Raw genomic sequence first — 23,947 nt, 5'->3', positions numbered from 1 at the left:
CACGAGACTGGCCGGTATGGACTCACCCGCCATCGACACACCCGCCGAGCTGGGGAACTTTCTCCGCACCCGCCGCGCCCGGTTGCAGCCGGAGGACGTCGGGCTGGTCTCCTACGGGGCGCGCCGCCGCGTCCCGGGGCTGCGCCGCGAGGAGCTCGCCCAGCTGGCCGGCGTGAGCGTCGCGTACTACACCCGCCTCGAACAGGGGCAGAGCCACAACGCCTCCGAGGGCGTGCTGGACGCGCTGGCCCGCGCACTGCGGCTGACCGCCGACGAGCGGGCGCATCTGCGCGAACTGGCCCGCCCCGCGCGCACCCGCCGGCGCCCCGTGGTCCGCCCCGACAAGGCCCGCCCCGGTGTGCGGCAGCTGCTCGCCGCCCTCGACGGGGTGCCGGCGCTCGCCCTCGGCCCGCGCTTCGAGGTGCTCGCCTGGAACCGCCTGGGGCACGCCCTGACCGCCGGGCATCTGGACTTCGAGAGCCCCGGCCGGCCGCTGGACCGCCCCAACACCCAGCGGCTGCTCTTCCTCGACCCGCACACCCGCGAGCTGTACCCGGACCGCGACGAGGAGCTGCGCCGGGCCGTCTCCGCGCTGCGGGTGGCCGCGGGGCAGCATCCCGACGACCAGCAACTCGCCGAGCTGATCGGCGAGTTGTCGATGAAGAGCACCGAGTTCGGCGGCCTGTGGCCGCGGCACGCCGTCAGCAACTGCACCTACGGCACCAAGCACTTCCACCATCCGCTGGTGGGGGATCTGGAGCTGGACTTCGAGATGATGCAGACGCCGGACGGTTCCGGGCAGGGCCTGCTGATGTACACGGCGGCGGACGGTTCGCCGTCCGAGGCGGCGCTGCGGCTACTCGCCGCGGAGCACGGCCCACATGTCCGGGTCCTCGAACCCGAGCGCCCATAGGCCGGTGCCGCGCACCCCGTACTTCCGCAGCAGCGGCAGATGGGCCGCGACGCCGCGCGCGTTCTGGTACCAGACCTCGTGGTCGGCGCCGTCGCGCCGGTAGCCGAAGTGCGGGGTGCCGGAGGCGGTGTCGAAGAGGCGCTCGGCGCCCTCGCGCTCGCGCAGCGCCTCCGCCTCCCGCCATGTCACATGGGTCGCCCTGGCGGTGGATCCCTTGACCCAGTCCCAGCCGTAGCCGGGGAACGCCACCTCGATCTTCTCCCGCGGGACGGTCGCGGTGGCGTAGCGCAGGAACTCCTCGTACCAGCCCGTGGCGGCCAGCGGGCCCGGCGGACCGCCCGACCAGTGCAGGTCGTAGCCCATGATGCGCACCGTGTCGGCGACCTCGCCGAGGTGCGGGTAGTCGAACGCGGCGGCCGTGCCACGGGCCCGGGGCGGCACGGTGACCACGCACTGTCTGCCGTCGGCGTGCAGACGGGCGCAGAGCTCCGTGGTGAGCGTGTCGTAGCCGGTCCGGACGCGTTCGCGGGTCGCCTCGTCGCCGGTGGCGGCCATCGTCTCGTAGTCCAGGTCGATCCCGTCGTACGGGCGGCTGCGTACCGTCGCCAGCAGCGCGTCGAGATGTGCGGCGCGGCGGCGCGGGTCGTGGGTCAGCTCGGCCATGGCGGCGGCGTCGAGGGTCTCGGTGACGGTGGGCACGACCGCGAGGCCGGCCCGGTGCAGCCCGTCGATGATGTCGCGCCGCCCGGCGCCCTCCTGGCCTTTGACCTCGGTGGCCGACGCCTCGTACCAGAAGGGGCTGACGGTGTGCAGCTGGCCGGCGTGGCGCACCGCGTCGCGGTAGGCGGCGTCGGTGTCGCCCCAGTAGGGCAGCCAGGCCGAGCCGGTGCGCCGCGCGGCGGAGGCGGCCCCGGCCGGGGCGACGGGCGCGGCGGTGCCCACGGCCCGGTGCCGCCCGCCGGTGCCCGGCGCGGCGGCGGCCGCCGGGGTCAGGGGTCCGGCGAGCGTCACCGCGGCGAGCAGGAGCGCGAGTCCGGTGCGTGCCCGGGGTGCTGATACCAGGTCCATTGCCCGAGCGTCGCCCGCCGTTGGCGCCGGCGCCCCGCGGGTGCCGCCGAACGGACGGCCGCCGCGCCGTCCCCCGTGTGTCCGTGCTCCGCCGCACGGGGGATGCCGTGCCGGGGGCGCCGCCTGACGGGGTGTGCGGTGTCGCCAAGTGCGGTGCTCAGGGGCGTGGCGGGACGCCTGCGATCTCTCTCCTGGCATGGCGGCGGACACCGATCGGCAGCTGTGGGGCCGACTGCTCGACCTCTTCCCACGCGGACGACGTGGCGTCGACGTCCGTCCCGGTCAGCTGGTCCCGGTTCGCCAGCCGCAGTTCCACCTGTCGGCGGAGGGCCGCGTAGCGCACCGCGGCGGCTCGGTGGCGCGAGGCGAGTTCGGGGTAGTTCCAGACCAGTTGCCCGGCACTGAGCGCGGCCGTCAGCAGGCTGGCAACACCGGCCACCACACGGACACCGGTGAGGCCGGAGGCCGAGAGTGAGGCGAAGAGCGTCGTACCGACGACGGCGGACAGCATGGCCGTGGTGATGCCGCTGACGCGGTTCCAGTGATCGAATCGCTCCGAGGCGATGTTGTGCGCCACATGGAGCATCTGCAAGCCCCGGCTCCAGCGCTCCAGTATCTCGACGCAGTCCGGAACGCCGCCCTCTGCCACCGTGTGCACCCCCGACTCGACGGTCACGCCCCCTGCGCGCTCACCATCTCGCCCGACGGTGAAGTCACTGTCAAGAGCGCACCGTGAGTCGCTCGCCCTCTCGTCGTGGGGTGTGCCGTCGTACGTCGAGCCCCCAGGTGCGTCGGCCTGCACGGCGGAAGGCGGACGTTTTCCCATGCGGCACCGGATCCCGGTGGCCGACGGGCCGCCCGCGGCGCGGTGGTGGCGCGGTGTCAGGCCGGGCCGGCGCCCGGCGCGTCGGGCCGGGTGAGCGCGATCCGGCCGGCGGCGATGCCCCGGTCGAGCGGGAGGCGGTCGTCGGCGACGGCGGCGCAGGTCGCGGCGTCCATCCGCAGGAGGACGTCCGGGCGCTCGGCCGGGCCGTCGGCGTACCGGGGGCCGTCCGCGGTGCCGACGGCGTCCGGCCCGAGGAGGACGTGGAACTCCCCCTCGTCCAGGGCGACGCCGACCACCGCGGTGCCGTCGGTGAAGTGCCGGGCGAGCCGGGCCATCAGTGGCACGGCGAACCAGTGGGCCCGCACCGCGTCGGTGGGGCGCGGCTCTCCGAGGGCGGGGGCGCCCCAGTCGGCGAGGGCGGTGAGCGCGGGCCGCAGCGCGCGGCCGCGGGCGGTCAGTTCGTAGACGGTGACGGCGCCGGGCGGGGCGAGGCGGCGGCGGGTGACGAGACCGTCCCGTTCCATGTCCTTGAGGCGGGAGGCGAGCATGTCGGTGCTGACGCCGGGGAGATCGGCGTGCAGATCGGTGTAGCGCCGGGACCCGCCCAGCAGCTCCCGGACGATGAGGAGCGTCCAGCGGTCGCCGACGGCGTCCAGGGCTCGGGCGACGGCGCAGTACTGGTCATAGCTTCGGCGCGGCATGACACCAGCATAGACATGTGATTGGATTTTCCAAGTCGCTACTTGGGAAAACCAAGTACGGTGAGGGAATCAGCGAACACGGAAGAACCAGGAACACGGAAGCCGCCGCGCCGCGCGGTGGGCGAGGACCGGGAGGCCGCCCCATGCAGTTCAAGCAGTCGAACAAGATGGCCGACGTCTGCTACGAGATCCGGGGGCCGGTGATCCGGCACGCGGACGCACTGGAGGAGGCGGGCCACAGCGTGCTGCGGCTGAACACCGGGAATCCGGCGGTGTTCGGCTTCGAGGCGCCCGAGGAGATCCTCCAGGACGTGATCCGCAATCTCTCCCGGGCCCACGGCTACACCGATTCCCGCGGCATCCTGTCCGCCCGCCGCGCGGTGGTGCAGCACTACCAGCACAACGGGCTGCCGGACGTCGGCGTTGACGACGTCTACCTGGGCAACGGCGTATCCGAGCTCATCTCGATGGCGGTCCAGGCACTCCTCGACGACGGCGACGAAGTCCTCATCCCGGCCCCCGACTTCCCGCTGTGGACCGCGGTCACCGCGCTCGCCGGCGGCAAGGCCGTGCACTACATGTGCGACGAGTCCGCGGACTGGCTGCCGGATCTCGACGACCTCGCCTCGAAGATCACCGACCGGACCCGGGCGATGGTCATCATCAACCCCAACAACCCCACCGGCGCCGTCTATCCGCGGGAACTCCTGGAGGGCATGCTCGATCTCGCCCGCCGCCACCAGCTGATGGTCTTCGCCGACGAGATCTACGACCGGATCCTGTACGACGACGAGGTCCACCACCACGTCGCGGTCCTCGCCCCGGACCTGGTGTGCCTGACCTTCAGCGGCCTGTCCAAGTCCTACCGGGTCGCCGGGTTCCGCTCCGGCTGGCTGGTCGTCTCCGGCCCCAAGCAGCACGCCGCCGACTATCTGGAGGGCCTGGGCACCCTGGCCTCCATGCGGCTGTGCCCGAACGCGCCCGCGCAGTACGCCATCCAGGCGGCGCTCGGCGGCCGGCAGAGCATCCAGGACCTCGTCCGACCGGGCGGGCGGCTGCGCGAACAGCGCGACCGGGCCTGGGCGCGGCTCAACGAGATCCCGGGCGTCTCCTGCGTCAAACCGAAGGGCGCGCTCTACGCGTTCCCCCGGCTGGACCCCGCCGTGCACCGGATCCACGACGACGAGAAGTTCGTCCTGGACCTGCTGTTGCGGGAGAAGATCCAGGTCGTCCAGGGCACCGGCTTCAACTGGCCGCGCCCGGACCACTTCCGCATCCTCACCCTCCCGCACGCCGACGACCTGGACGCGGCGATCAGCCGGATCGGCCGCTTCCTGGCGGGCTACCGCCAATGAGGTGACGGCCGCCGCGGCGGCCCACCACCCGAACGGACGCAGGCCGCGCCCGGCGCCGTCCCGTTGACCCCGCGGCCCGTCCGCGGGGCCCGGCGGCGGCGCCAGGGCCGCCCCGGCGCCGCGCGGGCGCCGCGTCCCCCGCCCGCCGGTCCCCTCCCCTTACCGGACCGCTCCCCCGGAGGACGCCCGTCCGCCGCGTCCACCGCACGCAGGTCCCCTTGAGCACGGCCTCCGCAGCCGCTTAGGTGGAGTGCGGCACATCCGCCGCCACCCGGGAGGGGAGAGGAAACCGATGGAACAGCCCGCACTGCCGGCGGAGACGGAAGCGGAGCTCGAAGCCCACCTGCGCGGAATATGTTTCAAGACGGGCCCGCCGCGGCGCCTCGGTGTCGAGATCGAATGGCTGGTCCACGACGCGCGCGAGCCCCGGAGCCCCGTCGAACCGGCCCGGCTGCACGCCGCGGCCACCGCACTGCGCGCGCTCCCCCTCAACTCACTGCTCACCTTCGAACCCGGCGGTCAGCTGGAGCTCAGCTCGCTGCCCGCCACCTCCCTCACCTCCTGTATCGACGCCATGGCGGCCGACCTCGCACTGGTGCGCCCGGCCATGCTCGACCGGGGGCTGAGCCTGGCCGGGCACGGCCACAACCCGTGGCACCCCCCGCACCGCGTGCGGACGGAGCCGCGCTACGACGCCATGGAGGCGTACTTCGACCGCTGGGGCGGGGCCGGCCGGCAGATGATGGCCGCCACCGCGTCCGTGCAGGTGTGCGTGGACGCCGGGTACGAGGAGCCGGGGCCGCTCGGGCACGGCCGCCGCTGGCTGCTGGCCCATCTGCTGGGCGCGGTGCTGGCCGCCGCGTTCGCCAACTCGCCGTTCAGCGAGGGCTGTCCGACGGGCTACCGCACCACCCGCCAGGTCATCTGGTCCCAGCTCGATCCGGCCCGTACGCTCGCCCCGCCCCAGGACCCGGACCCGCGCAGCGCCTGGGTCCGCTACGCCCTGGACGCCCCGGTGATGTGCATCCGCGCCGAGGACGGGCCCTGGGACGCCCCCGAGGGCCTCACCTTCCGCGAGTGGGTCCGTACGGGCGTGCCCCGGCCCCCCACCCGGGCGGATCTCGACTACCACGTCACCACGCTCTTCCCGCCGGTCCGGCCGCGCGGCCATCTGGAACTGCGCATGATCGACGCGCAGGCGGGCGACGGCGGCTGGATCGTGCCGCTGGCCGTGACGGCCGCGCTCTTCGACGATCAGGAGGCCGCCGAGCGGGCCTACCGCATCGTCAAACCCCTCGCGGAGACGGCGGGTACGCGGCCGGCGCCGCGCAATCCGCTGTGGCGGCGGGCCGCCCGCGGCGCACTGACCGATCCCGAACTGCACGCCGCGGCCGTGGCCTGCTTCGCGGCGGCGCAGGAGGCCCTGCCGCGGCTCGGCGGCTCCCCCGGTGTGCAGGCCGCCGTCGCGGAGTTCACCGAGCGGTATGTGGCACGCGGCCGCTGCCCCGCCGACGACCACCTCGACGCCCTGTCCGGGACGGACGCCGACCCCGGCACTCCGCACCACCCGCACGCCGCGGGCACCGCACCCGACGGCGACCTCACCCCAGGGAAGGACAGCCCGTGACCATCGATCCCGAGACGCTCCGGGAGCGCGCGGCCGTGGCGCTGCACGCCGCCCGGGACCGCACCCGGCTGCTGACCACCTGCGTCGAGGAAGGGGATCTCCTCGCGCAGCACTCCCCGCTGATGTCCCCGCTGGTGTGGGACCTGGCGCACATCGGCAACCAGGAGGAGCAGTGGCTGCTGCGCACCGTGGGCGGCCGCGACGCGCTGCGCCCGGACCTCGACTCCGTCTACGACGCCTTCGCGCATCCGCGCGCCGCGCGGCCGTCGCTGCCGCTGCTGGGGCCCGCCGAGGCCCACGGCTACGCCGGTGAGGTCCGCGGCCGGGTGCTGGACATCCTGGCGCGCACCCCGCTGCGCGGCGATCCGCTGCTGGACGCCGGCTTCGCCTTCGGCATGATCGCGCAGCATGAGCAACAGCACGACGAGACCATGCTCATCACCCATCAGCTGCGCCGCGGTCCGGCCGTGCTGGGCGCGCCCGACCCGCCGGTCACCTCCGACGGCATCCTGCCGGCCGAAGTCCTGGTTCCCGGCGGCCCGTTCACCATGGGCACCTCCACCGAGCCGTGGGCGCTGGACAACGAGCGGCCCGCGCACCGCCGGTTGCTGCCCGCCTTCCTGCTGGACACCACACCGGTCAGCAACGGCGCCTACCTGCGCTTCATCGAGGACGGCGGCTACGACGACCCCCGCTGGTGGGCCGGGGCGGGCTGGGCGCAGGTGCGGGAGCACGGGCTGCGCGCGCCGCTGTTCTGGCGGCAGGAGGGCGGCCGGTGGCTGCGCCGCCGGTTCGGGGTGACCGAGCCGGTGCCGCCGGACGAACCGGTGCTCCATGTGAGCTGGTACGAGGCGGACGCGTACGCGCGCTGGGCGGGGCGGCGGCTGCCGACGGAGGCCGAGTGGGAGAAGGCCGCCCGGCACGATCCGGCCACCCGGCGGGCGCGGCGCTACCCGTGGGGCGACGCGGACCCGACCCCGGCGCACGCCAACCTCGGCCAGCGGCATCTGCGGCCCGCCCCGGTCGGCAGCTACCCGGAGGGCCAGTCGCCGCTGGGCATACGGCAGTTGATCGGCGATGTGTGGGAGTGGACGGCGAGCGACTTCCTGCCCTATCCGGGCTTCGCCGCGTTTCCCTACCGGGAGTATTCGGAGGTCTTCTTCGGCCCCGCGCACAAGGTGCTGCGCGGCGGGTCGTTCGCCGTCGATCCGGTCGCCTGCCGGGGCACGTTCCGCAACTGGGACCTGCCCGTGCGGCGGCAGATCTTCGCCGGGTTCCGCACCGCCCGGGACGCCGGTCCGGCGGCGGGCGTATGAGGCCCGCGGCCGGACCGGACCGGCCCGCGGGGCGCCGGCCGGAGCGCGGCAGCACGCCCGAGGAGGCCGAGCGCTGATGTGCCGCCACATCGCATACATCGGGCCGGCGATACCGTTCGGCGAGGTGGTGCTGGACCCGCCGGACGGCCTGTACCGGCAGTCCTGGGCGCCGCGCCACCAGGCGCACGGCACGGTCAACGCGGACGGGTTCGGCGTCGGCTGGTACGCGCCGGGCGACCCGGTGCCGGCCCGCTACCGCAGGGCCGGGCCGATCTGGGCCGATGAATCGCTGCCCGACCTGGCGCGGGTGGTGCGCACCGGCGCGCTGCTGGCCGCCGTACGCGATGCCACCGAGGCGGGCGCGGACGCCGAGGCGGCGGCCGCACCGTACGCCGCCGGCCGGTATCTCTTCAGCCACAACGGCGCGGTGCGCGGCTGGCCCGGCTCGCTCGCCGGCCTGGCGGCCGAGCTGCCGCCGGTGGAGCTGCTGCGGATGGAGGCCCGCTGCGACGCGGCGTTCCTGTGGGCGCTCGTCCAGCACCGGATGGCGAGCGGTGCCGACCCCGGCGCGGCGCTGGCCGCCACCGTGACGGCCGTGGCGGCGGCGGCACCGGTCTCCCGGCTCAACCTGCTGCTCACCGACGGCACCTCCATCGCCGCCACCACCTGGGGCGACACCCTCTTCCGGCGGTCCGTGCCCGGCGGCGGCACCGTGATCGCCTCCGAGCCGTACGACGACTCCCCCCACTGGACCGAGGTCCCCAACGGCACCCTGCTCCGCGCCACCGGCACCGACGTCCAGCTCACCCCGCTCAAGGAGCCCGCCACGTGAGCCCCCTCAGCATCACCCGCACCCTCCCCGCCGACGCCACCACGGCCGCACTGCGCGCCGACGTCGTCCAGGGGCTGACCCGTACGCCCAAGCAGCTGCCGCCGAAGTGGTTCTACGACGCCCGCGGCAGCGAGCTGTTCGAGGAGATCACCACGCTGCCCGAGTACTACCCCACCCGCGCCGAGCGGGAGATCCTGCGCGCCCGCGCCGCCCGGATCGCCGCGGCCACCGGCGCGCGCACCCTCATCGAGCTGGGCTCCGGCTCGTCCGACAAGACCCGCCACCTCATCGGCGCACTGCCCGAGCTGCACACCTACGTGCCCGTCGACGTCAGCGAGTCCGCGCTGACGGCCGCGGGCGAGGCGCTGCTCGCCGAGTATCCCGGTCTCACCGTGCACGCGCTGGTCGCCGACTTCCAGCGGGGCATCCCGCTGCCCGCGGTACCCGGTCCGCGGCTGCTCGCCTTCCTCGGCGGCACCATCGGCAATCTGCTGCCCCGGGAGCGGTCGGTCTTCCTGCGCGCGGTGCACGATCTGCTCTCCCCGGGCGACGCCCTGCTGCTCGGCACCGATCTGGTCAAGGACGAGGCCACGCTCGTCGCCGCCTATGACGACGCGCGGGGCGTGACGGCCGCGTTCGACAAGAACGTCCTCCACGTCGTCAACCGGGAGCTGGGCGCCGACTTCGATCCGGCGGACTTCGCCCATATCGCGCTCTGGGACGCCGGGAACGAGTGGATCGAGATGCGGCTGCGGGCCCGCAGGGACCTGACCGTCAAGATCCCCGGCGTGGACCTGGCAGTCACCTTCGCGGCGGGCGAGGAGCTGCGGACGGAGGTCTCCGCCAAGTTCCGCGAGAGCGGCGTACGTGCCGAACTCGCCGCAGCCGGGCTGACGTTGGCCCACTGGTGGACGGACGACAAGGACCGCTTCGCGCTGTCGCTCGCCTTCCGCGACTGACGGGCGGCGGCCGATAACGGCCCCTGGTATGGCCGGTCCCGGCCGGTGGGCCCCTGAGGTCCGGCGGCCGGGTGCCGCGTCCGGCGTGCGTATGGTTCGATGCTCCGATCACGCGTTCGCACCGGGGCAGCCGTGCGGCGCGCCGACACGAGGGGCAGGGGTTGCGCCATGGGGCTGGATCGACGGAGTTTCCTCCGGAGCACAGCGGTGCTGTCGGCCGCGGGAGTGCTGGCGGGCGTCGGGAGCGGGCAGTTCACCGCGGGGGCCACCGGGCGCGGGCCGACCGTCCTGTCCGTCCAGGACTGGATGGCGGGACTCGGCGACGCCACCCCCGTACAGCGACTGTCCATCCCCGGCACCCATGACTCCGGCGCCCGGATCGGCGGCCCCTGGGTCGCCTGTCAGAACACCGCCATCGACGCCCAGCTCAACAGCGGGATCCGCTTCCTGGACGTCCGCTGCCGGGCCATCGAGAGCGTCTTCGCCATCCACCACGGGGCCTTCTACCAGGAGTTGATGTTCGGTGACGTCCTCAACGCCTGCCGGGCGTTCCTGCGGGCGCACCCGTCGGAAACGGTGCTGATGCGGGTCAAGCAGGAGTACTCGGAGGTCGCCGCCGAGGAGTTCCGCCGGATCTTCGACATCTATCTGGACGACAAGGGCTACCGGTCGCTGTTCCGGCTGGAGGGCGGTCTGCCGACGCTGGGTCAGGCCCGCGGCAAGGTGGTGCTGCTGGCGGATTCCGACGGGCTGGGCGGCGTCCGGTACGCCGATCCGGAGCTCTTCGACATCCAGGACGACTACATGACCGAGCCGTTCGGGAAGTACCCGAAGATCGAGGCGCAGTTCCGCAAGGCCGTCGCGCAGCCCGGCAAGCTGTTCGTCAACTACGTCAGCACCGCGGCCCTGCTGCCGCCCCGCTCCAACGCCGACCGGCTCAACCCTCAGGTCAAGAGTCTGCTGGCGGGTTCGGGGGCGAGCGGCTGGACGGGCCTTGGCATCGTCCCGATGGACTTCCCCAACGAGTTCGGCCTGGCCGAGACGCTGATCCGGCACAACCTGGCGGCGTAGGAAGCACACCAGGGCCCGGCCGGCCGGGTCATTGGGGCGTCCGGGCGATCGGCCGACCGGGTGACATCGGCGGGCGCACCGCGGCCGCCGGACCGGCCGGCTTCCGGGTGCGTGACCGGGGGCGCGGGGCCGCGGGACCGCTCCGGACGGCGGACCGGCGCCCGCGCCCCGGTCCCCCGTTCCGCCGCGGCACCGGTCACCAGCCAACCCTTATGCACCGGAATGCATCAGAATAAAAGGAATATCCGACTCCGGTGCCGCCCCCGGCCGTCCGACGGGCCCGCGCCGGCTGATGCGGCGAGGGCGGCGGCTGGTGGATACGAGCGAGCGTGAGCCCGCCCCCATGGAGCACGGGCGCGACGCGGCCGGGTCCCCGGCGCCGACCGGTACCGGGCCGGCCGGCCCCTGGCACGAACGCGCCGGCCGCCCGCTGCGCACCGTGCTCGCCCTCGCGCTCGTGACGGCGGTCACGGGCGGCGTGCTGCTCGTGGTGCGGACCCTGGCGTCCGAGGAGTTCCTGGCGTCCGGGGACACCGTCCGGGGCACCTACACCGCGCGGCCGGCGGACGGTGACGCGGCCGCCGCCGCGGTGCGCGCCGGACCGTACACGGAACGGCCGGGCCCGCCGGTGGCTGCGTCCCGGGCCGGTACGTCCGCCCCGCTGCCGGCGTCCCGGCCGCTGACCGCGACGCCGACCGCCGCCGCACCGCCGATCGGCGCGCTCTTCGCCCCCGGCGACGACGGCGACGCCCCGCACCACTGCACCGCGAGCGTGGTGGACTCCCCGGCGGGGGACCTCGTCGTCACCGCCGCGCACTGCGTCCACGACGGCGGCTTCCGCACCCGGCTGGTGTTCGCGCCCGGCTACCACGACGGCGTCGTGCCGTACGGCCTGTGGGTGCCCACCCGGATCGAGATCGATCCGCGCTGGGTCAACGACCGCGATCCGGACTACGACGTGGCGTTCCTCCGGGTCCGCGCGGCGGGCGGGGCGCGCCCCCGGATCCAGGACGTCACCGGCGCCGAACGGATCCGGTTCGACGCGCCGGCCGGCCGCCCGGCGCAGCTGACCGGCTACCCCAACGATCTGGAGCAGCCGGTCGGCTGCCGGCACACCGCGGACGCCCAGAGCCCGACCCAGCTCCGGTTCGCCTGCGCGGGTTTCCCGAACGGGACCAGTGGCGGGCCGATGCTCACCGACCTCGACCGGGCCACCGGCACCGGTTCGCTGATCGGGGTGGTCGGCGGACTGGACGGGGGCGGCGACGACACCACGTCCTACAGCAGCCGGTTCGGCGCGGAGATCGCCGCGCTCTACCGGCGCGCCACCGGGTAGCCGGGTGCGCCGCCCCGCCGGCCGCCCCTCAGGCGCCGCGCGGCAGCACGGTCTTGAGGACGGACGGCAGCGGATACCAGTCGGCGGTGACGAAACTGGCGTGCGCGGCGGCGAGTTGGGCGACCCGGGCCAGCGCCTGGGCCTCGGTCGGCCGGGTGCCGTCGATGACCGGCGGGACCTTCTGCGCGTCCGTCATGATCAGGAGGTAGTGGCGGGCGTCGTACCAGGCGGTGTCGATACCGCCGTTCAGATACGTCGCCGCGTCCCCGTCGAAGACCACGAACCAGGGGCGCAGGGCCGGATCGGCGTAGCGTTCGCGGGGGTCGCCGGCGGCCGCGCCGTGCACCGCGGGGAAGGCGGCCGCCCCTGCCAGCCGGCCGCGCGCCGCGAGCTCCTTGAGATGGGTGGCGTACTCCACGTCGGTCCACAGGTCGTCGAACGGGTTGTGCTCCTCGACGGTGCCCGGGATCAGCTCGAACAGGAACTTGCCGGCGAGCCGGTCGCGGGTGGGCCAGCCGCCGGCCCGCACCGCCTCGTCCGGTGTGGCGTGCCCCGCGGTCAGGTCGCCGGGGCCGTAGACCGCGTCGCCCAGCTTCCCGCGCACCAGCGCGTCGAACTCGGCGGGCCCGCGGCCGCCCTTGGCGTTGAATCCGTCCTTCATCTCGACCTTGACGACGACGGGGCGGTGGCCGGGGTGGGCGTCGTGCCATGCCTTCATATCGGCGAGGCAGCCGCCGAGGCCCTGGTCGCGCTTGTTGGTGCGCAGCTCCGACGCGGTCGAGGCGTTCACGCAGTTGCTGTTGTTCCCGAACGGGTTGCTGTGCGATATCCGCCAGGACGAGCCGAGGCCGTTGGTCCAGACGTCGAGTTCGACGAGCGCGGCGCCGGAGTCCAACGCGTCCGCGAAATAGGGGTACTTGCCCTTCTCGTAGGCGTTGTGGACGCCCACCGAGGTGGCGGCGTCGTAGGCCGGACCGGCCGGTTCGGCGCTCGCGGGCGCGGTCACCGCCATCATCGCCGCCGCCGCGACGGCGACCGTCCCCACGCTCCGTATTCCGCTCATCTGCCCCGCTCTCCCCTGGTTCGGTGGCCGGCCCGGTCCCGCGTCGGTTCGCGCACCGGCCGAGTGGGCAGCAGCGTACGGGAGTTGCCGGCGAAGTTGATCAGGAGAGGGACGGCGCATGGGCGTTGAGGAGTCGGAGACGGGCAGGCAGCCGGACGGACGAGGCGGCGGTCCGCGCCCGGGAGGGCGGACGAGTACCGGGGAGGCGTCCCGGGCGCTGCCGCTCGCGGCGACGGTGCTCACGGGGACGGTCGCGCTCACCATGGCGCTGATCGCCTTCGGCAACCTCACCGACTTCGGCACCAACCGGGAGTTCGTCCGCCATGTGCTGGCCATGGACACCACGTTCCGGGACCCGCACCTGATGTGGCGGGCCGTCACCTCGCCCGGCCTCCAGGACGCCGCGTATGTGGCGGTCATCGCCTGGGAGACGGTGGCCGCGGTGGTGCTGGGCCTGGCCACCGTGCGGTGGTGCGGCGCCCTGCGCGGCGGCGGCACCGGCCGGGCCCGGCAGACGGCCACCGCCGGGCTGCTGATGGTGCTGCTGCTGTTCGGGGCGGGGTTCCTGGCGGTCGGCGGCGAGTGGTTCGCGATGTGGCAGTCCAAGCAGTGGAACGGGCTGGACGCGGCGACCCGGAACCTCACCGTCGCCGGGATCGCGCTGCTGGTCGTCCACCTGCCGGACCCGGTCCGGCGGCTCGGCGGGCCGTCCGCCGAGCCGCCGTCTCACCACGCGATGCGGTAGCCCGTCAGCCAGTCGTCGGCGCCCGCGCTGCCGTCCGCCGTACGGCGCTCGGGCGGCGCCGGGCGCGCCGGGCGGCCGCCCGGCCCCGGCGCGGCGAGTGCGGCCATCCCCGCGCTGGCCGCGACGACCTTCTCCACCCGCTCCCGGCGCAGTTCCTCGTACGCGGCGAAGGCGCTGCGCGGATCCGGCCGGTCGCGCAGGCAGATGGCGAGGACGAGGGCGTCCTCGATCGCCATCGAGGCGCCCTGGGCGGCGTTGGGCGCGGCCGCGTGCGCGGCGTCGCCGAGGATGACCATGGTGTCGTCGTACCAGGTGGGGGTGGTCGCGAGGTCGTAGGCCCCGGAGGCGACGACGCGGTCGGTGGCGCGGACCAGACCGGCGGCCGGGGTGTCGTCGTCCGCGAAGAGGGCGGCGGTCCGGCGGCGCCATTCGGCGGCGGGGACGGCCCCCGAACCGGCGTCCCGCTCGGTGCCCGGGACGTTCGCGAACCACCAGATCTCGCCGTCGGGGGCGCGGGTGCAGCCGAAGAACGCCCGCCTGCCGAAGATCATGGTGTAGGTGTCCGGGGCGAGCTGCGCGGCGGTGTCGCGGGTGTAACCGCAGACGGTGTTCCGGCCGGTGTAGCGGGGGCGCGGCGCGGCCGGGTCGAGGAGACCGCGGGTGACGGAGTGCACGCCATCCGCGCCGATCAGCAGATCGCCCTCGGCGCGGCTGCCGTCGGCGAACGCCGCCACCACCTTGGTGCCGTGCGCGGTGTGCACGGTCTCGGCGCCGGTCAGCCGCTTGCCGTGCCGGACGGCGATACCGCGCCGGGCCGCCTCGGCGTGCAGCACCTGGTAGAGCGTGGCGCGCCGCAGGGTGCGCGGGCCGAGGCCGGTGCCCTGTCCGGTGCCCGCGATGGGGCGCTCCCCCAGCTGCTCGCCGTGGTCGTCCAGGACGCGTACCCGCTGCGCGGGGAAGGAGGCCGCCACCACCGGGCCGTGCGCGTCGATCACCCGCAGCGCTTCGAGGCCGTTGGCGAAGACGACGAGGAAGGCGCCGACGTCGTCCGCGCCGGTGGGGTACGCCTCGAAGAGCTCCGCGTCGATGCCCGCCTTGTGCAGGGCCATCGCGGTCACCGCCCCCGCTATGCCGCCTCCGATGATCAGGGCTTTGGTCATATCGTCTCCCCCCCGGTCGGCCGCCGGCGTCGCCGCCGGGCGGTGCGGCCCCGTCGGCCGCACTGCCACCTTGGCCCCGGCGGGCACGGAGATCCAGTCCCGCGCCCGCCGGAACCCGGGGCGGCCTCAGCCCGCCGCGTAGACGTCCTCGACATAGCGGCCGGCGGCGGTCAGCTCGCGCAGCCATGCCTCGGACTCCTGCGCCGAGGCGCCGGTGCGCTCGCCGTGCAGCGCGCGGAAGGCGGCCCGGACGCCGGGTGCCATCCGGCTGCCGTCGCCGCAGACATGGACCCGCGCACCGGCTTCCAGCAGCTCCCACACCTGGTCGGCCTCGGCGGCGATGCGGTGCTGGACGTAGCGGTGGCCGTGCTCGGGGCGGGCGCTGAAGACGGGGTGCAGGGAGAGGGCCCCGGCCTCCTGGGCGGCGGCGAGCTCCGCGGCGTGCAGGAAGTCGGCGTCGGGGTCGTCGCAGCCGAAGTAGAGCCGGGCGGGTCCGCTCGGGCCCGCGGCGAGGCGGTCGGCGACGACGCCGCGGAAGGGCGCGAGACCGGTACCGGCGGCGACCATGATCAGCGGGGTGGGGTCGGCGGGGTCGAGCCGGAACGCCTCACGGCAGGGCTGTACGCGGGCCAGGACGGTGTCACCGGGCCGCAGCCCGTGCAGATACCCCGAGCCGGTGCCGCCGGGCTTCAGCGCGACCATCAGATCGGCGTGCCGGGGGTCGGTGGCGGGCGAGGACGACAGGGAGTAGTGCCGGATGCGCAGCGGCGGCAGCAGTTCCAGGATCACCGGCCAGCTCAGCGCGCCGGCCAGCGCCGGGTGGGCCGCGACGAGGTCGAGCAGGGTGCGCGGATCGTCCTCGGGGAGGGCTTCCAGGGCCGCGCGCTCCGGCGGGCAGGGGTTGGCCGCGGCGAGCAGCGCGACCTGTCCGGGGGCCGGGCGGGCGCCCAGCTCCAGGTGGTGGGTGAGGAGTTCGCGTACGGTCAGCGGCCGGTCCACCGGGAGGGCGTCCCGGCCGGGGCGGCGGGTGTGCAGCGCGAGGACGGTGTCGAGGTCGGCCCCGAGGGCGCGGGCGGCCCGCTCGACGGCGGCCGGCGCGTTGACCGGCAGCACGGCGAGGTGGTCGGCGGTGCGGTAGGTCACGCCGTCGGGCAGCGCGATCCGCAGGAACCGCTTGGGCCGCGGCCACCGCGGCGCGGTGAGGTCGCGGGCCTCGGTGACGGTCATCGCGACGAGGTCGTGGCGGGCGGCGAGCGCGTCCAGCGGTCCGCCGCTGATCTCGGTGACGGTGTAGCCGGTGTCCGCGGCGGCCGGGTCGCTCGCGCCGATGCTCTCCGGGTCGCCGTAGCGGGTCAGCAGCTCGGTGCGGAGCGCGGCGGCGAACTCCTTGACGGTGCCGGGGAGATCGCCGGAGGCGTCGGCCTCGGCGCGCGGCAGCAGGCGCTCGCCGCCGAGCGCGGCCAGCCGCTCGTCCAGCAGGGTCGGTATCCGCTGGTAGGTCGCGGCCCAGTTGCGGTCGCCGACGCCCAGGACGGCGTACGGCACACCCGCCGCGGCGCCCTCCGGCGCGGTGGCCAGCCGACGCACGAAGGCGGCCGCGTCGTCGGTGGGCTGCCCGTTGTAGGAGGCGGCGACGATGACGACGGGCCGGTCGGCGGGCAGCCCGTCCGCGTACGCGTCCAGCGGCGCCACGTCGGCGGCGAAGCCCAGGCCGGCGGCCCCGTCGGCGAGCCGCTCGGCGAACTCGCGGCAGGTGCCGTAGTTGCTGCCGTGCACCAGCAGCAGTCCGATGCCCTGCCGGACACGGGCCGGCAGACCGGCTTCGTCCGCGGTGTCGTCGGCGCTCGCGGCGGCGCCGGGGAGTACGGCCAGCGCGGCGCGGACCGCGGCCCGGTCCGCGGGGCCGCGCCGGGTCAGGGTGAGCGTGAATCCTTCGGGCTTGAGGGTGAGCGTCTCCTTGATGCGCAGCCGGTAGTCGGTGTGGTCGGTCAGGCGGTAGCGGTGCACCAGCAGCGCGAGCAGCATGGTCGCCTCGTGCAGCGCGAACTGCCTCCCGATACAGGCTCGTTCACCGGTGCCGAACGGTTTGTACGCGTGCGGCGAGCGGGCCGCCTCGGCCTCCGGGCCGAACCGGGCCGGGTCGAACAGCTCGGGGTTGTCGCCCCAGACCGGATCGCGGTGCAGCATCGGTGTGAGCACCGAGACCAACTGCCCGGCCCGCACCGGATAGCGGCCGCCGAGCAGGGTGTCCGCACGCGCCTGGCGGCTGAAGGTGGCGGCCGTGGGCCACAGCCGGAGCGCCTCGTTGAGGACCTGCCGGGTGAACGGCAGCCGGCCGATGTCCTCGAAGGACGGGTCGGGGTCGGCCGTGTCGCCCCACAGCGCGTCGGCCTCACGCTGCGCCATACGCAGCGCGGCCGGGTCCTTGAGCAGGTGGTACAGCGCGAAGGAGAGCGCGCCCGAGGTGGTCTCGTGCCCGGCGATCAGAAAGGTGATGACCTGGTTGCGGATGTTGGCCAGGTCGAGGGTGGGACCGCCGTCCGCGGCGCCGCCGTCCTGCGCGCGGGCGCCGAGCATCAGCCCCAGCAGATCGTCCTCGTGCGTCTCGCCGCTCGCGGTCCGGGCGGCGATCACCTCGTCGACCACGGAGGCCAGATAGTCCGCGTCGGCCCGCAACGCCGCGTCCTCCGCCGTGTGATCGGCGTCGGGATCGCGGCTGAACTTCTTCATGCTCCCTTGGAGACAGCGCACCATCGCCTCGACGAAGGGGTGCACGCTCTCGCGGGCGAACGACTCGAAGTCGAAGCCGAATCCGGCGAGCCCGATGGTGTCCAGCGTCATCCGGGTCATGTCGTCCGCGACGTCGAGGGCCGTGCCGTCGGCCGCCCGCCGGTCCCAACTCGCCATGACCCGGCGGGCGACCTTCAGCATCGCCGGGTGGTACGTACGCATCGAGCCGAGCGCGAAGGCGGGCATCAGGACCGCGTGCGCCCTGGCCCAGTTCGGCTCGTCGTTGTAGGCGGTGAACAGCCCGTCCCCGGCGAACTCCCGGACGTACTCCAGCACGGCCGGCACGCCCTTGGCGAACCGCTGCTCGTCGGCGACCTCGGTGACCAGGTCCAGCGAGGAGACGAAGAGCGTCTCGCGGTGGCCGAACCGGCGCCGGAAGACCGGGCCGTGGATCCGGGCGAGGTCCATGGTCTGCTGGAGGGGGGTCGCGGTGAGACCCGTCGCCGAGATATCGGCGACCGGTATGCCGTCGGCGGCGCGTTCGTCCGCGGGGAGCGCGATGGTGTCGGTCATGTCTCCAGCGTGACCGGCCCGGTGTGCCCCGCCCGCCGCGGCAACTGCATGATTGTGCAGTGGTTTTTCACCGTCCGCTCTTGCGGGCGGGCCGGGGAGGGAACATGCGCGACGGGGCGGACGGCGGCACGGCGGACGAAGGCGCGCCCACCGTGCCGGGGACACCCGCCGCGCGGGGCCCGCTGGACGGGTTCGGCCTGCAGCCGGACAGCGCCTGGCACAACTACTTCCTGATCCTGCTGGACCGGATCCCCACCCCGATCGCGGTGTGCCGGGCCGACGGCGAGGTGCTGGTCGCCAATCCGGCGATGGCCGCGCAGTGGGGCACGGTCCCCGGCCAGTTGCGCGGCCGCAATCTGCTGGACCTGTTCCGCCCGCGGGCGCGAGCACAGCTGCACCGGCTGACCGAGGCGCTGCGGCTGGGCCACCGCTCGCGCTATCCGGTGGAGGTGCGGTGGCGGAGCGGGGGCGACGGCGGCGAACGGGAAGGGGAGCTGACGATCGATCCGGTCGGCGACCCGGCGAAACGGCCGCCCGCGCTGCTGGCGTTACTGCGGGTCCGCGACGCCGCTCCCCCGCCGCCCGCCACGGTGAGCCCCGTGGAGGCCCGGATTCTGGCGCTGGCGGCCGGCGGCGCCACCACGGCGGCGATCGGCGGCGCGCTCGGCCTGACGGTGGACGGCGTCAACTACCACCTCACCCGGCTCGCCCGCCGCTGGCGGGTGCAGGGCCGCACCGCGCTGGTCGCCCGCGCGTACGTACTGGGCGTGCTGTCCCCGGACAGCTGGCCGCCGGCTCCGGCCTAGGCCGGAGCGTCCCGGCGGCACGCGCCGAACGGCCCGCGGCACACCCGCGGCGCACGCCCGCGCGGCCCGGGAGGCATCCAGCACGTGTGTACGGATAACCTCCCTGGTGTGGAGCAGAACTCGCCCGCGCCTTTCGAGCGCGGAACGGACGGCCCGAAGGTCATCGTCGTCGGCATCGACGGCTCGGACTCGTCGTGGCGCGCCGCCGCGTACGCGGCCGGCCTGGCCAGGCGCCAGGCGTCGAAGCTCGTCCTGGTCTACGTCCAGCCGGTGCTGCCGGCCGGTGCGGCGATGGGCGCCCCGGTCGTGGACGCGACCAGCGAGGTGGCCGAGGAGCTGATGGCCGAGATCCGCAAGGCGACGGAGCGACTCCAGGGGATATACGACGTGCGCTGGGAGTTCCACACCCTGCGGGGCGATCCGTACAACGGCATGGTCCAGATGGCCGACGAGCTGACGGCCGACGCGGTGGTGGTCGGCGCCTCGGAGTCGGCCGGGCACCGCATCATGGGGTCGGTCGCGGTCCGTCTGGTCAAGGCGGGGCGCTGGCCGGTGACCGTCGTCCCGTAACGGCGCCGGGCCCGCGCCTGTGGGGGGACCGCTCGCCGCCCCGAGCGCGCCCCCGCGTCCGTACCCGGCGGCGGTCTCAGGACTTCCCGTCCTCCAGCCGGAAACCGACCTTCAGCCCGACCTGATAGTGGCCGATACGGCCGTCCACCAGGTGCCCGCGGACCTGTGTGACCTCGAACCAGTCCAGGCCCCTGAGCGTCTGTGTCGCGCGGCTGACCCCGCGCCGGATCGCATCGTCCACGCTCTCCTCAGACGTTCCGACGATCTCTGTCACTCGGTACGTGTGGTTCGACATACAGGGTCTCCTGCGTCAGTGGGGCCGACCGGGGCATCCCCTTCTCCCTACCGTGCCTCACAACGACACCCCGCGCGACCCGCGAACCCGCCCCCGGACGCGGCCCCGGGGCCACCGCCCGCCCTCGGAGGCCGACGGCGCGCGCGACGCGGACCGGCGCAGCGCCTTCCTCGGACGCGTCCGGTGGACCATGATGAGCCGCCGTCGGACCACGCCGGAGGGTACGGAGGGATCACGCATGGGGCTGCGCGCGGGACAGGGCGTATGGCGCCGTAAACCGATCGAGCACATCGAGGAGACCGAAGGCGGCTCGGGCCCGCGGCTGACCCGCGTCCTGGGCCTGTGGCAGCTGACGGCCATCGGGGTCGGCGGCATCATCGGGGCGGGCATCTTCACACTGGCCGGTACGGTCGCGAACGGGAAGGCCGGGCCCGCGGTCCTGCTGTCCTTCCTCATCGCGGGCGTGGCGAGCGCGGCGGCCGCCTTCTCGTACGCCGAATTCGCCGGGCTGATCCCGAAGGCGGGGTCGGCCTACACCTACGGGTACGCGGTCCTCGGCGAGCTGGCCGGCTGGTTCATCGGCTGGGATCTGCTGCTGGAGTACACCGCGATCGTCGCGGTGGTGGCGATCGGCATCTCCGGCTACTTCAGTTTTCTGCTCGGCGAGATGGGGCTCCACCTGCCCGCGTGGCTGCTGGGCGCGCCGGGAACCGGTCCCGGGCACCGGGTGGACCTCTTCGCGGCGGCGCTCTGTCTCCTGGTCGCCTATCTGCTGACCCTGGGCATCAAGAACGCCGCGCGCTTCGAGACGATCGTGGTGGGCTTGAAGGTCCTGGTGGTGCTGGTGGTGATCGGCGTCGGCTTCTTCCACGTCGACACCGGGAACTACCACCCGTTCTTCCCGTTCGGGGTCGGCGGCGCGTTCACCGGTGCGGCCACGGTCTTCTTCGCGGTCTTCGGCTATGACGCGATGAGCACCGCGGCCGAGGAGTCCCGGGACGCCCGGCGCCATATGCCGAAGGCGATCATGTATTCGCTGGCGATCTCGATGGTGCTCTACGTCCTGGCCTGCCTGGTACTGACGGGCATGCAGAACTACCGGGACATCAACCCGGAGAGCGGTTTCTCGACGGCGTTCAAGTCGGTGGGCCTGGACCGGCTGGCGGATGTCATCGCGGTCGGCGCGATCATCGGCATTCTGACCGTCATGTTCACGTTCATGCTCGGGGTGACCCGGGTCTTCTTCTCGATGAGCCGGGACGGGCTGCTGCCGAAGTGGTTCGCCAAGACGAGCGTCCGGCACCAGGTCCCGACCCGGGTGACCTGGATCGTCGGCGTCGCGTCGGCGGCCATCGCGGGCTTCCTGCCGATCGGGGAGGCCGCCGAGCTGACCAATATCGGCATCCTGCTCGCGTTCGTGGTCGTCTGTATCTCGGTGATCGTGCTCCGCTACAAGCGCCCCGAGCTGCCGCGGACGTTCCGGACGCCGGGGATGCCGGTGGTGCCGGCGATCGGCGTCGTCTTCTCGCTCTGGCTGATCACCTTCCTGGCGTGGCAGACCTGGGTGCGGTTCGCCGTGTGGTTCGTCATCGGCCTGGTCGTCTACTTCACGTACTCCTACCGCCGCTCCGAGCTGGCGGGACCGGACCGGGAGGGCGACGGGTCCTGAGGGCCGTACGGGCCCGGCCGGGCCGCGCCGGGGCCCGCCCGGTGCGGTGCGGGGCCGTACGGCCGTACGGCCCCGCACCTCGGCCGCCCCGCCGGCCGTCAGAACACGAACGGGCCCGGGGACTGCGCGGAGGTGGCGTTACAGGTGGCCGTCACGCCGAACACCACGACCTGAAGCGACTTCGCCGTCAGGCTGTCGCCCGCGGCGACCGTACCGGTGAGCGGACCGGTAGAGACCGCGCTGCCGGACGGGATCGCCGGGTTGGAGTTGCCGCTGAACACTGTCGTCCCGGAGCCGTTCTTGGTGAGGGTGAGCTTGGAGCTGACCGAGTTCGCCCCGACGTCGATGGGCGCGGTGATCGCCGACGTGGACAGGCTGATGGTCGCGGCCGTCCCGTTCTGGCTCGCCGTGAGCGTCGCCGTACCGGAGCCGTACAGACCGCAGTCGAACGTGATGGTGGCGGTGGTCGGCGTCACCGCGACCGCGGCCGGCGCCATCGCGAGGGTGCCCGCGAGAGCCACCCCGACGCCCAGCGCCGCGCCGATTCCGAGCTTGCCGTGTTTCATGAGGGTTCCGCCTTCTGGTGGGGGGACAGGCTCGTGGCCGTCGGAGAGACGGTGCGGCAGGCGGCCACGCGGGGACCGCGGCTCGGGCCCCGTGCCGACCACACCCGGATCTGATGGGTGGTCAGCGACCTGAATCGCTGCCCATTGAGACACGCACCCCTGAAGAGAGCAAGGCAGACTCCTCAAGATTTTTGACGTGTTCGCGCCAATTTCATCCAGCGTTCGACCGCCTCGTGCGCGGCGGGTCGCGGATCCGCCCACAAACTCAGGAGAGCATGACGTCATCGGCCGGGACACGCCCGACCGACTTACCGGCACTCGCGGGCCGGGGCAGCTCGATCCGGGCCGAGCCCGGCTTGTACACGAGGCGGGTCGGCACGTTGAGGGCCCTGGCGAGTTGCGGCACGAGGCGGAAGCGGGCGGTGTGGTACTGGATTGGCCCCCTGTCCTCTGCCCATGCGGCACGGCGAGCCCACCGGGGGAGCAGAAGGACTGCGTCCGGCCCGGGAAGTCGGTCCGCGGGCCTGTCTGGCGCGTACGGCGAAGATGCCGAGCCGTCCCGGCCGTACGCGCCAAGCGAGTCATCGGGCGAGGACGCCGACACGGGCAGCGAGCCCGCGGAGTTCGGTGGTGGTCCGCCCGGAGACAAGCAGCCCGGAGACCAGGGACTTGACCGCGGGGCGGGCGTGGGTCTCCTCGGGGGCATGGTGCTCGGCGGCCAACAGCGCGCGGATGCACTCGTCCCGGCGGTTCCACCGCGCGAATGCCGTGGCGATGTCGGTGTAGTAGCGGGCCCGGCGTTCGGTGCTCGGCAGGTTCCGCGGCGCCACCGCCTGGGCTGCGGCGAGCGCGGCGGAGGGATCACCCGCGGAGTTCTCGGCGGAGACGAGGTGGAGTTGGACGGTGATGGGGCTGAAGCCGCCGCCGTGGTCCCGCAGCAAGGTGGTGCCGCCGAGCTCGTCGGCGATGGCGGCGGCCTCGTCGGTCAGCTCACGCATCCCGTCCGCGTCCCCGGCGCGGGCCGCGGTGTAGGCGGCGGACTGGATCAGCAGACCGCGCTCGGCCGCGCAGGCCGGTCCGCCACTGCGCAGGCCGGGGTGGTCGGCGGCGGTGAGAGCGAGGGACATGGCCTGACCGTGCCAGCCCGCCTTGCGGGCCAGGACGGCGAGTTGACGGGCGGCTTCGGCGACCAGCAAGGGGGCACCGCTCGCATCGGCGGTCTGACGAGCGCGGTCGGCGGCCATCCAGCCGAGTTGCTGCTCGTCGAGCTTGATCAGCATGCGCGTGGCCAGCAGGTAGCTCCGGGCCAGCAGTCCGCCGTGTTCGAGACCGTCGCCGTCCGTGGCGCGTGCGTGGGCCGCGCAGATGAGGCGGGGCAGGCGTACGGCGAGGCTGCCGTAGCGGCAGGTGTGGAAGTCGGCGAGGGCGCGCGCGAGCTCGGTGTGCAGTGCGGCGGCCGGCGGGACGGCGATGTCGTGGTGCAGGCCGAGCATCGCGTCGCGGAGTCGGCCGATGAGCACGTCGCCGAGCGCGGCTTCGTGCACCGGGGGCTTGCCGCCGGAGGTCAGCGGGGCACCGGCTGCTGCGGCGGCCGTGACCGCGAGGTTCGCCAGCAACTGCCGTCGCCGCACCGGATCCTCACCGTCCTCCCGATTCGTATCCGCCACCCTAGTACTGCAACGACACTCCGTGACTCGATGCGGTCGTCGTCGTTGCTTGCTTCGTGGTGGATGAGATAGCTGATGGTTGGTCAGATCTGTTCGGTG

21 protein-coding genes are annotated in these 23,947 nt (G+C 73.9%); 12 read left to right on the top strand and 9 right to left on the bottom strand.

All coding sequences use genetic code 11. The features are described 5' to 3' along the window. Positions 1-16: 16 nt before the first annotated feature. On the top strand, positions 17-913 hold the full coding sequence (locus IH09_RS00110; protein WP_052853125.1) for a helix-turn-helix transcriptional regulator: 897 nt from the start codon (positions 17-19) through the stop codon (positions 911-913). On the opposite strand, the gene IH09_RS00105 is transcribed toward IH09_RS00110, so the two are convergent. The 3 genes from IH09_RS00105 to IH09_RS00095 all read right to left on the bottom strand — a co-directional run bounded on the left by IH09_RS00105 (position 857) and on the right by IH09_RS00095 (position 3,508). Continuing rightward, entirely contained in the window at positions 857-1,981 is a 1,125-nt protein-coding gene (locus tag IH09_RS00105) for a glycosyl hydrolase family 18 protein (RefSeq protein ID WP_052853124.1), read from the bottom strand. The genes IH09_RS00110 and IH09_RS00105 overlap by 57 nt on opposite strands. Positions 1,982-2,138: 157 nt before the next feature. Then, complete coding sequence (locus IH09_RS00100; RefSeq protein WP_318279354.1) at positions 2,139-2,657, bottom strand: SLATT domain-containing protein; 519 nt, start codon at positions 2,655-2,657, stop codon at positions 2,139-2,141. A 206-nt stretch (positions 2,658-2,863) separates the two neighbouring features. After that, positions 2,864-3,508 (bottom strand): winged helix-turn-helix transcriptional regulator, encoded by a 645-nt coding sequence (locus IH09_RS00095; protein WP_052853123.1) that lies wholly within the window; start codon positions 3,506-3,508, stop codon positions 2,864-2,866. Between the two features lie 143 nt (positions 3,509-3,651). Between IH09_RS00095 and IH09_RS00090 the strand changes: the two genes are divergently transcribed. From IH09_RS00090 to IH09_RS00060, 7 genes are all read left to right on the top strand, one after another. Continuing rightward, positions 3,652-4,863, top strand: coding sequence for a pyridoxal phosphate-dependent aminotransferase (locus IH09_RS00090; RefSeq protein WP_052853122.1), 1,212 nt, complete (start codon positions 3,652-3,654; stop codon positions 4,861-4,863). 292 nt (positions 4,864-5,155) lie between these two features. Next, entirely contained in the window at positions 5,156-6,490 is a 1,335-nt protein-coding gene (gene egtA, locus IH09_RS00085; RefSeq protein WP_052853121.1) for an ergothioneine biosynthesis glutamate--cysteine ligase EgtA, read from the top strand. Then, positions 6,487-7,806, top strand: coding sequence for an ergothioneine biosynthesis protein EgtB (egtB, locus tag IH09_RS00080; RefSeq protein ID WP_052853120.1), 1,320 nt, complete (start codon positions 6,487-6,489; stop codon positions 7,804-7,806). Before egtA ends, egtB begins: the two co-directional genes overlap by 4 nt. 76 nt (positions 7,807-7,882) lie before the next feature. Next, positions 7,883-8,638, top strand: a complete 756-nt coding sequence (gene egtC / locus IH09_RS00075; RefSeq protein WP_052853119.1) for an ergothioneine biosynthesis protein EgtC — start codon at positions 7,883-7,885, stop codon at positions 8,636-8,638. Next, positions 8,635-9,597: an L-histidine N(alpha)-methyltransferase gene (gene egtD / locus IH09_RS00070; RefSeq protein WP_052853118.1), complete on the top strand. Its 963-nt coding sequence runs from the start codon at positions 8,635-8,637 to the stop codon at positions 9,595-9,597. The genes egtC and egtD overlap by 4 nt, the downstream gene beginning before the upstream one ends. Before the next feature lie 168 nt (positions 9,598-9,765). Further along, positions 9,766-10,668 (top strand): phosphatidylinositol-specific phospholipase C, encoded by a 903-nt coding sequence (locus IH09_RS00065; protein WP_052853117.1) that lies wholly within the window; start codon positions 9,766-9,768, stop codon positions 10,666-10,668. A 313-nt stretch (positions 10,669-10,981) separates the two neighbouring features. Beyond that, positions 10,982-12,004 carry a trypsin-like serine peptidase gene (locus IH09_RS00060; RefSeq protein WP_052853116.1) on the top strand — a complete coding sequence of 341 codons (1,023 nt, stop codon included), beginning with the start codon at positions 10,982-10,984 and terminating at the stop codon, positions 12,002-12,004. A 28-nt stretch (positions 12,005-12,032) separates the two neighbouring features. Here the strand turns inward: IH09_RS00060 and IH09_RS00055 are convergent, their stop codons facing one another. Beyond that, positions 12,033-13,067, bottom strand: coding sequence for a phosphatidylinositol-specific phospholipase C domain-containing protein (locus IH09_RS00055; RefSeq protein ID WP_052853115.1), 1,035 nt, complete (start codon positions 13,065-13,067; stop codon positions 12,033-12,035). A gap of 118 nt (positions 13,068-13,185) precedes the next feature. On the opposite strand from IH09_RS00055, the gene IH09_RS00050 reads away from it, so the two are divergent. After that, positions 13,186-13,812 (top strand): DUF2165 domain-containing protein, encoded by a 627-nt coding sequence (locus tag IH09_RS00050; RefSeq protein ID WP_110951958.1) that lies wholly within the window; start codon positions 13,186-13,188, stop codon positions 13,810-13,812. On the opposite strand, the gene IH09_RS00045 is transcribed toward IH09_RS00050, so the two are convergent. Then, positions 13,794-14,972: an FAD-dependent monooxygenase gene (locus IH09_RS00045; RefSeq protein WP_052853114.1), complete on the bottom strand. Its 1,179-nt coding sequence runs from the start codon at positions 14,970-14,972 to the stop codon at positions 13,794-13,796. The two genes, IH09_RS00050 and IH09_RS00045, sit on opposite strands and share 19 nt — an antisense overlap. A gap of 126 nt (positions 14,973-15,098) precedes the next feature. Beyond that, on the bottom strand, positions 15,099-18,275 hold the full coding sequence (locus tag IH09_RS00040) for a cytochrome P450 (protein WP_052853113.1): 3,177 nt from the start codon (positions 18,273-18,275) through the stop codon (positions 15,099-15,101). A 104-nt stretch (positions 18,276-18,379) separates the two neighbouring features. Between IH09_RS00040 and IH09_RS00035 the strand changes: the two genes are divergently transcribed. Further along, positions 18,380-19,081 (top strand): PAS domain-containing protein, encoded by a 702-nt coding sequence (locus IH09_RS00035; protein ID WP_110951957.1) that lies wholly within the window; start codon positions 18,380-18,382, stop codon positions 19,079-19,081. A 108-nt stretch (positions 19,082-19,189) separates the two neighbouring features. Then, on the top strand, positions 19,190-19,651 hold the full coding sequence (locus tag IH09_RS00030) for a universal stress protein (protein ID WP_052853112.1): 462 nt from the start codon (positions 19,190-19,192) through the stop codon (positions 19,649-19,651). Positions 19,652-19,727: 76 nt separating this feature from the next. On the opposite strand, the gene IH09_RS00025 is transcribed toward IH09_RS00030, so the two are convergent. Then, positions 19,728-19,946 (bottom strand): dodecin, encoded by a 219-nt coding sequence (locus IH09_RS00025; protein WP_052853111.1) that lies wholly within the window; start codon positions 19,944-19,946, stop codon positions 19,728-19,730. A gap of 238 nt (positions 19,947-20,184) precedes the next feature. On the opposite strand from IH09_RS00025, the gene IH09_RS00020 reads away from it, so the two are divergent. Further along, entirely contained in the window at positions 20,185-21,615 is a 1,431-nt protein-coding gene (locus IH09_RS00020; RefSeq protein ID WP_052853110.1) for an amino acid permease, read from the top strand. Positions 21,616-21,713: 98 nt separating this feature from the next. Here IH09_RS00020 and IH09_RS00015 read toward each other — a convergent pair whose 3' ends face one another. Continuing rightward, positions 21,714-22,181: a hypothetical protein gene (locus tag IH09_RS00015; protein ID WP_052853109.1), complete on the bottom strand. Its 468-nt coding sequence runs from the start codon at positions 22,179-22,181 to the stop codon at positions 21,714-21,716. Between the two features lie 581 nt (positions 22,182-22,762). Further along, complete coding sequence (locus IH09_RS00005; protein ID WP_318279353.1) at positions 22,763-23,848, bottom strand: XRE family transcriptional regulator; 1,086 nt, start codon at positions 23,846-23,848, stop codon at positions 22,763-22,765. Positions 23,849-23,947: the final 99 nt, after the last annotated feature.

Source organism: Streptomyces celluloflavus (genome assembly GCA_000720995.1).
GTDB classification, from domain to species: Bacteria; Actinomycetota; Actinomycetes; order Streptomycetales; family Streptomycetaceae; genus Streptomyces; species Streptomyces celluloflavus.
This window is presented reverse-complemented; position numbering and strand designations above follow the sequence as displayed.

What these genes read in the sequence shown, in the direction of transcription:
- IH09_RS00110 (WP_052853125.1), top strand. Translation starts at nt 17, where the DNA reads ATGGACTCACCCGCCATCGACACACCCGCCGAGCTGGGGAACTTTCTC.
- IH09_RS00105 (WP_052853124.1), bottom strand. Translation starts at nt 1,981, where the DNA reads ATGGACCTGGTATCAGCACCCCGGGCACGCACCGGACTCGCGCTCCTG.
- IH09_RS00095 (WP_052853123.1), bottom strand. Translation starts at nt 3,508, where the DNA reads ATGCCGCGCCGAAGCTATGACCAGTACTGCGCCGTCGCCCGAGCCCTG.
- IH09_RS00090 (WP_052853122.1), top strand. Translation starts at nt 3,652, where the DNA reads ATGCAGTTCAAGCAGTCGAACAAGATGGCCGACGTCTGCTACGAGATC.
- egtA (WP_052853121.1), top strand. Translation starts at nt 5,156, where the DNA reads ATGGAACAGCCCGCACTGCCGGCGGAGACGGAAGCGGAGCTCGAAGCC.
- egtC (WP_052853119.1), top strand. Translation starts at nt 7,883, where the DNA reads ATGTGCCGCCACATCGCATACATCGGGCCGGCGATACCGTTCGGCGAG.
- IH09_RS00065 (WP_052853117.1), top strand. Translation starts at nt 9,766, where the DNA reads ATGGGGCTGGATCGACGGAGTTTCCTCCGGAGCACAGCGGTGCTGTCG.
- IH09_RS00055 (WP_052853115.1), bottom strand. Translation starts at nt 13,067, where the DNA reads ATGAGCGGAATACGGAGCGTGGGGACGGTCGCCGTCGCGGCGGCGGCG.
- IH09_RS00050 (WP_110951958.1), top strand. Translation starts at nt 13,186, where the DNA reads ATGGGCGTTGAGGAGTCGGAGACGGGCAGGCAGCCGGACGGACGAGGC.
- IH09_RS00045 (WP_052853114.1), bottom strand. Translation starts at nt 14,972, where the DNA reads ATGACCAAAGCCCTGATCATCGGAGGCGGCATAGCGGGGGCGGTGACC.
- IH09_RS00040 (WP_052853113.1), bottom strand. Translation starts at nt 18,275, where the DNA reads ATGACCGACACCATCGCGCTCCCCGCGGACGAACGCGCCGCCGACGGC.
- IH09_RS00035 (WP_110951957.1), top strand. Translation starts at nt 18,380, where the DNA reads ATGCGCGACGGGGCGGACGGCGGCACGGCGGACGAAGGCGCGCCCACC.
- IH09_RS00025 (WP_052853111.1), bottom strand. Translation starts at nt 19,946, where the DNA reads ATGTCGAACCACACGTACCGAGTGACAGAGATCGTCGGAACGTCTGAG.
- IH09_RS00020 (WP_052853110.1), top strand. Translation starts at nt 20,185, where the DNA reads ATGGGGCTGCGCGCGGGACAGGGCGTATGGCGCCGTAAACCGATCGAG.
- IH09_RS00015 (WP_052853109.1), bottom strand. Translation starts at nt 22,181, where the DNA reads ATGAAACACGGCAAGCTCGGAATCGGCGCGGCGCTGGGCGTCGGGGTG.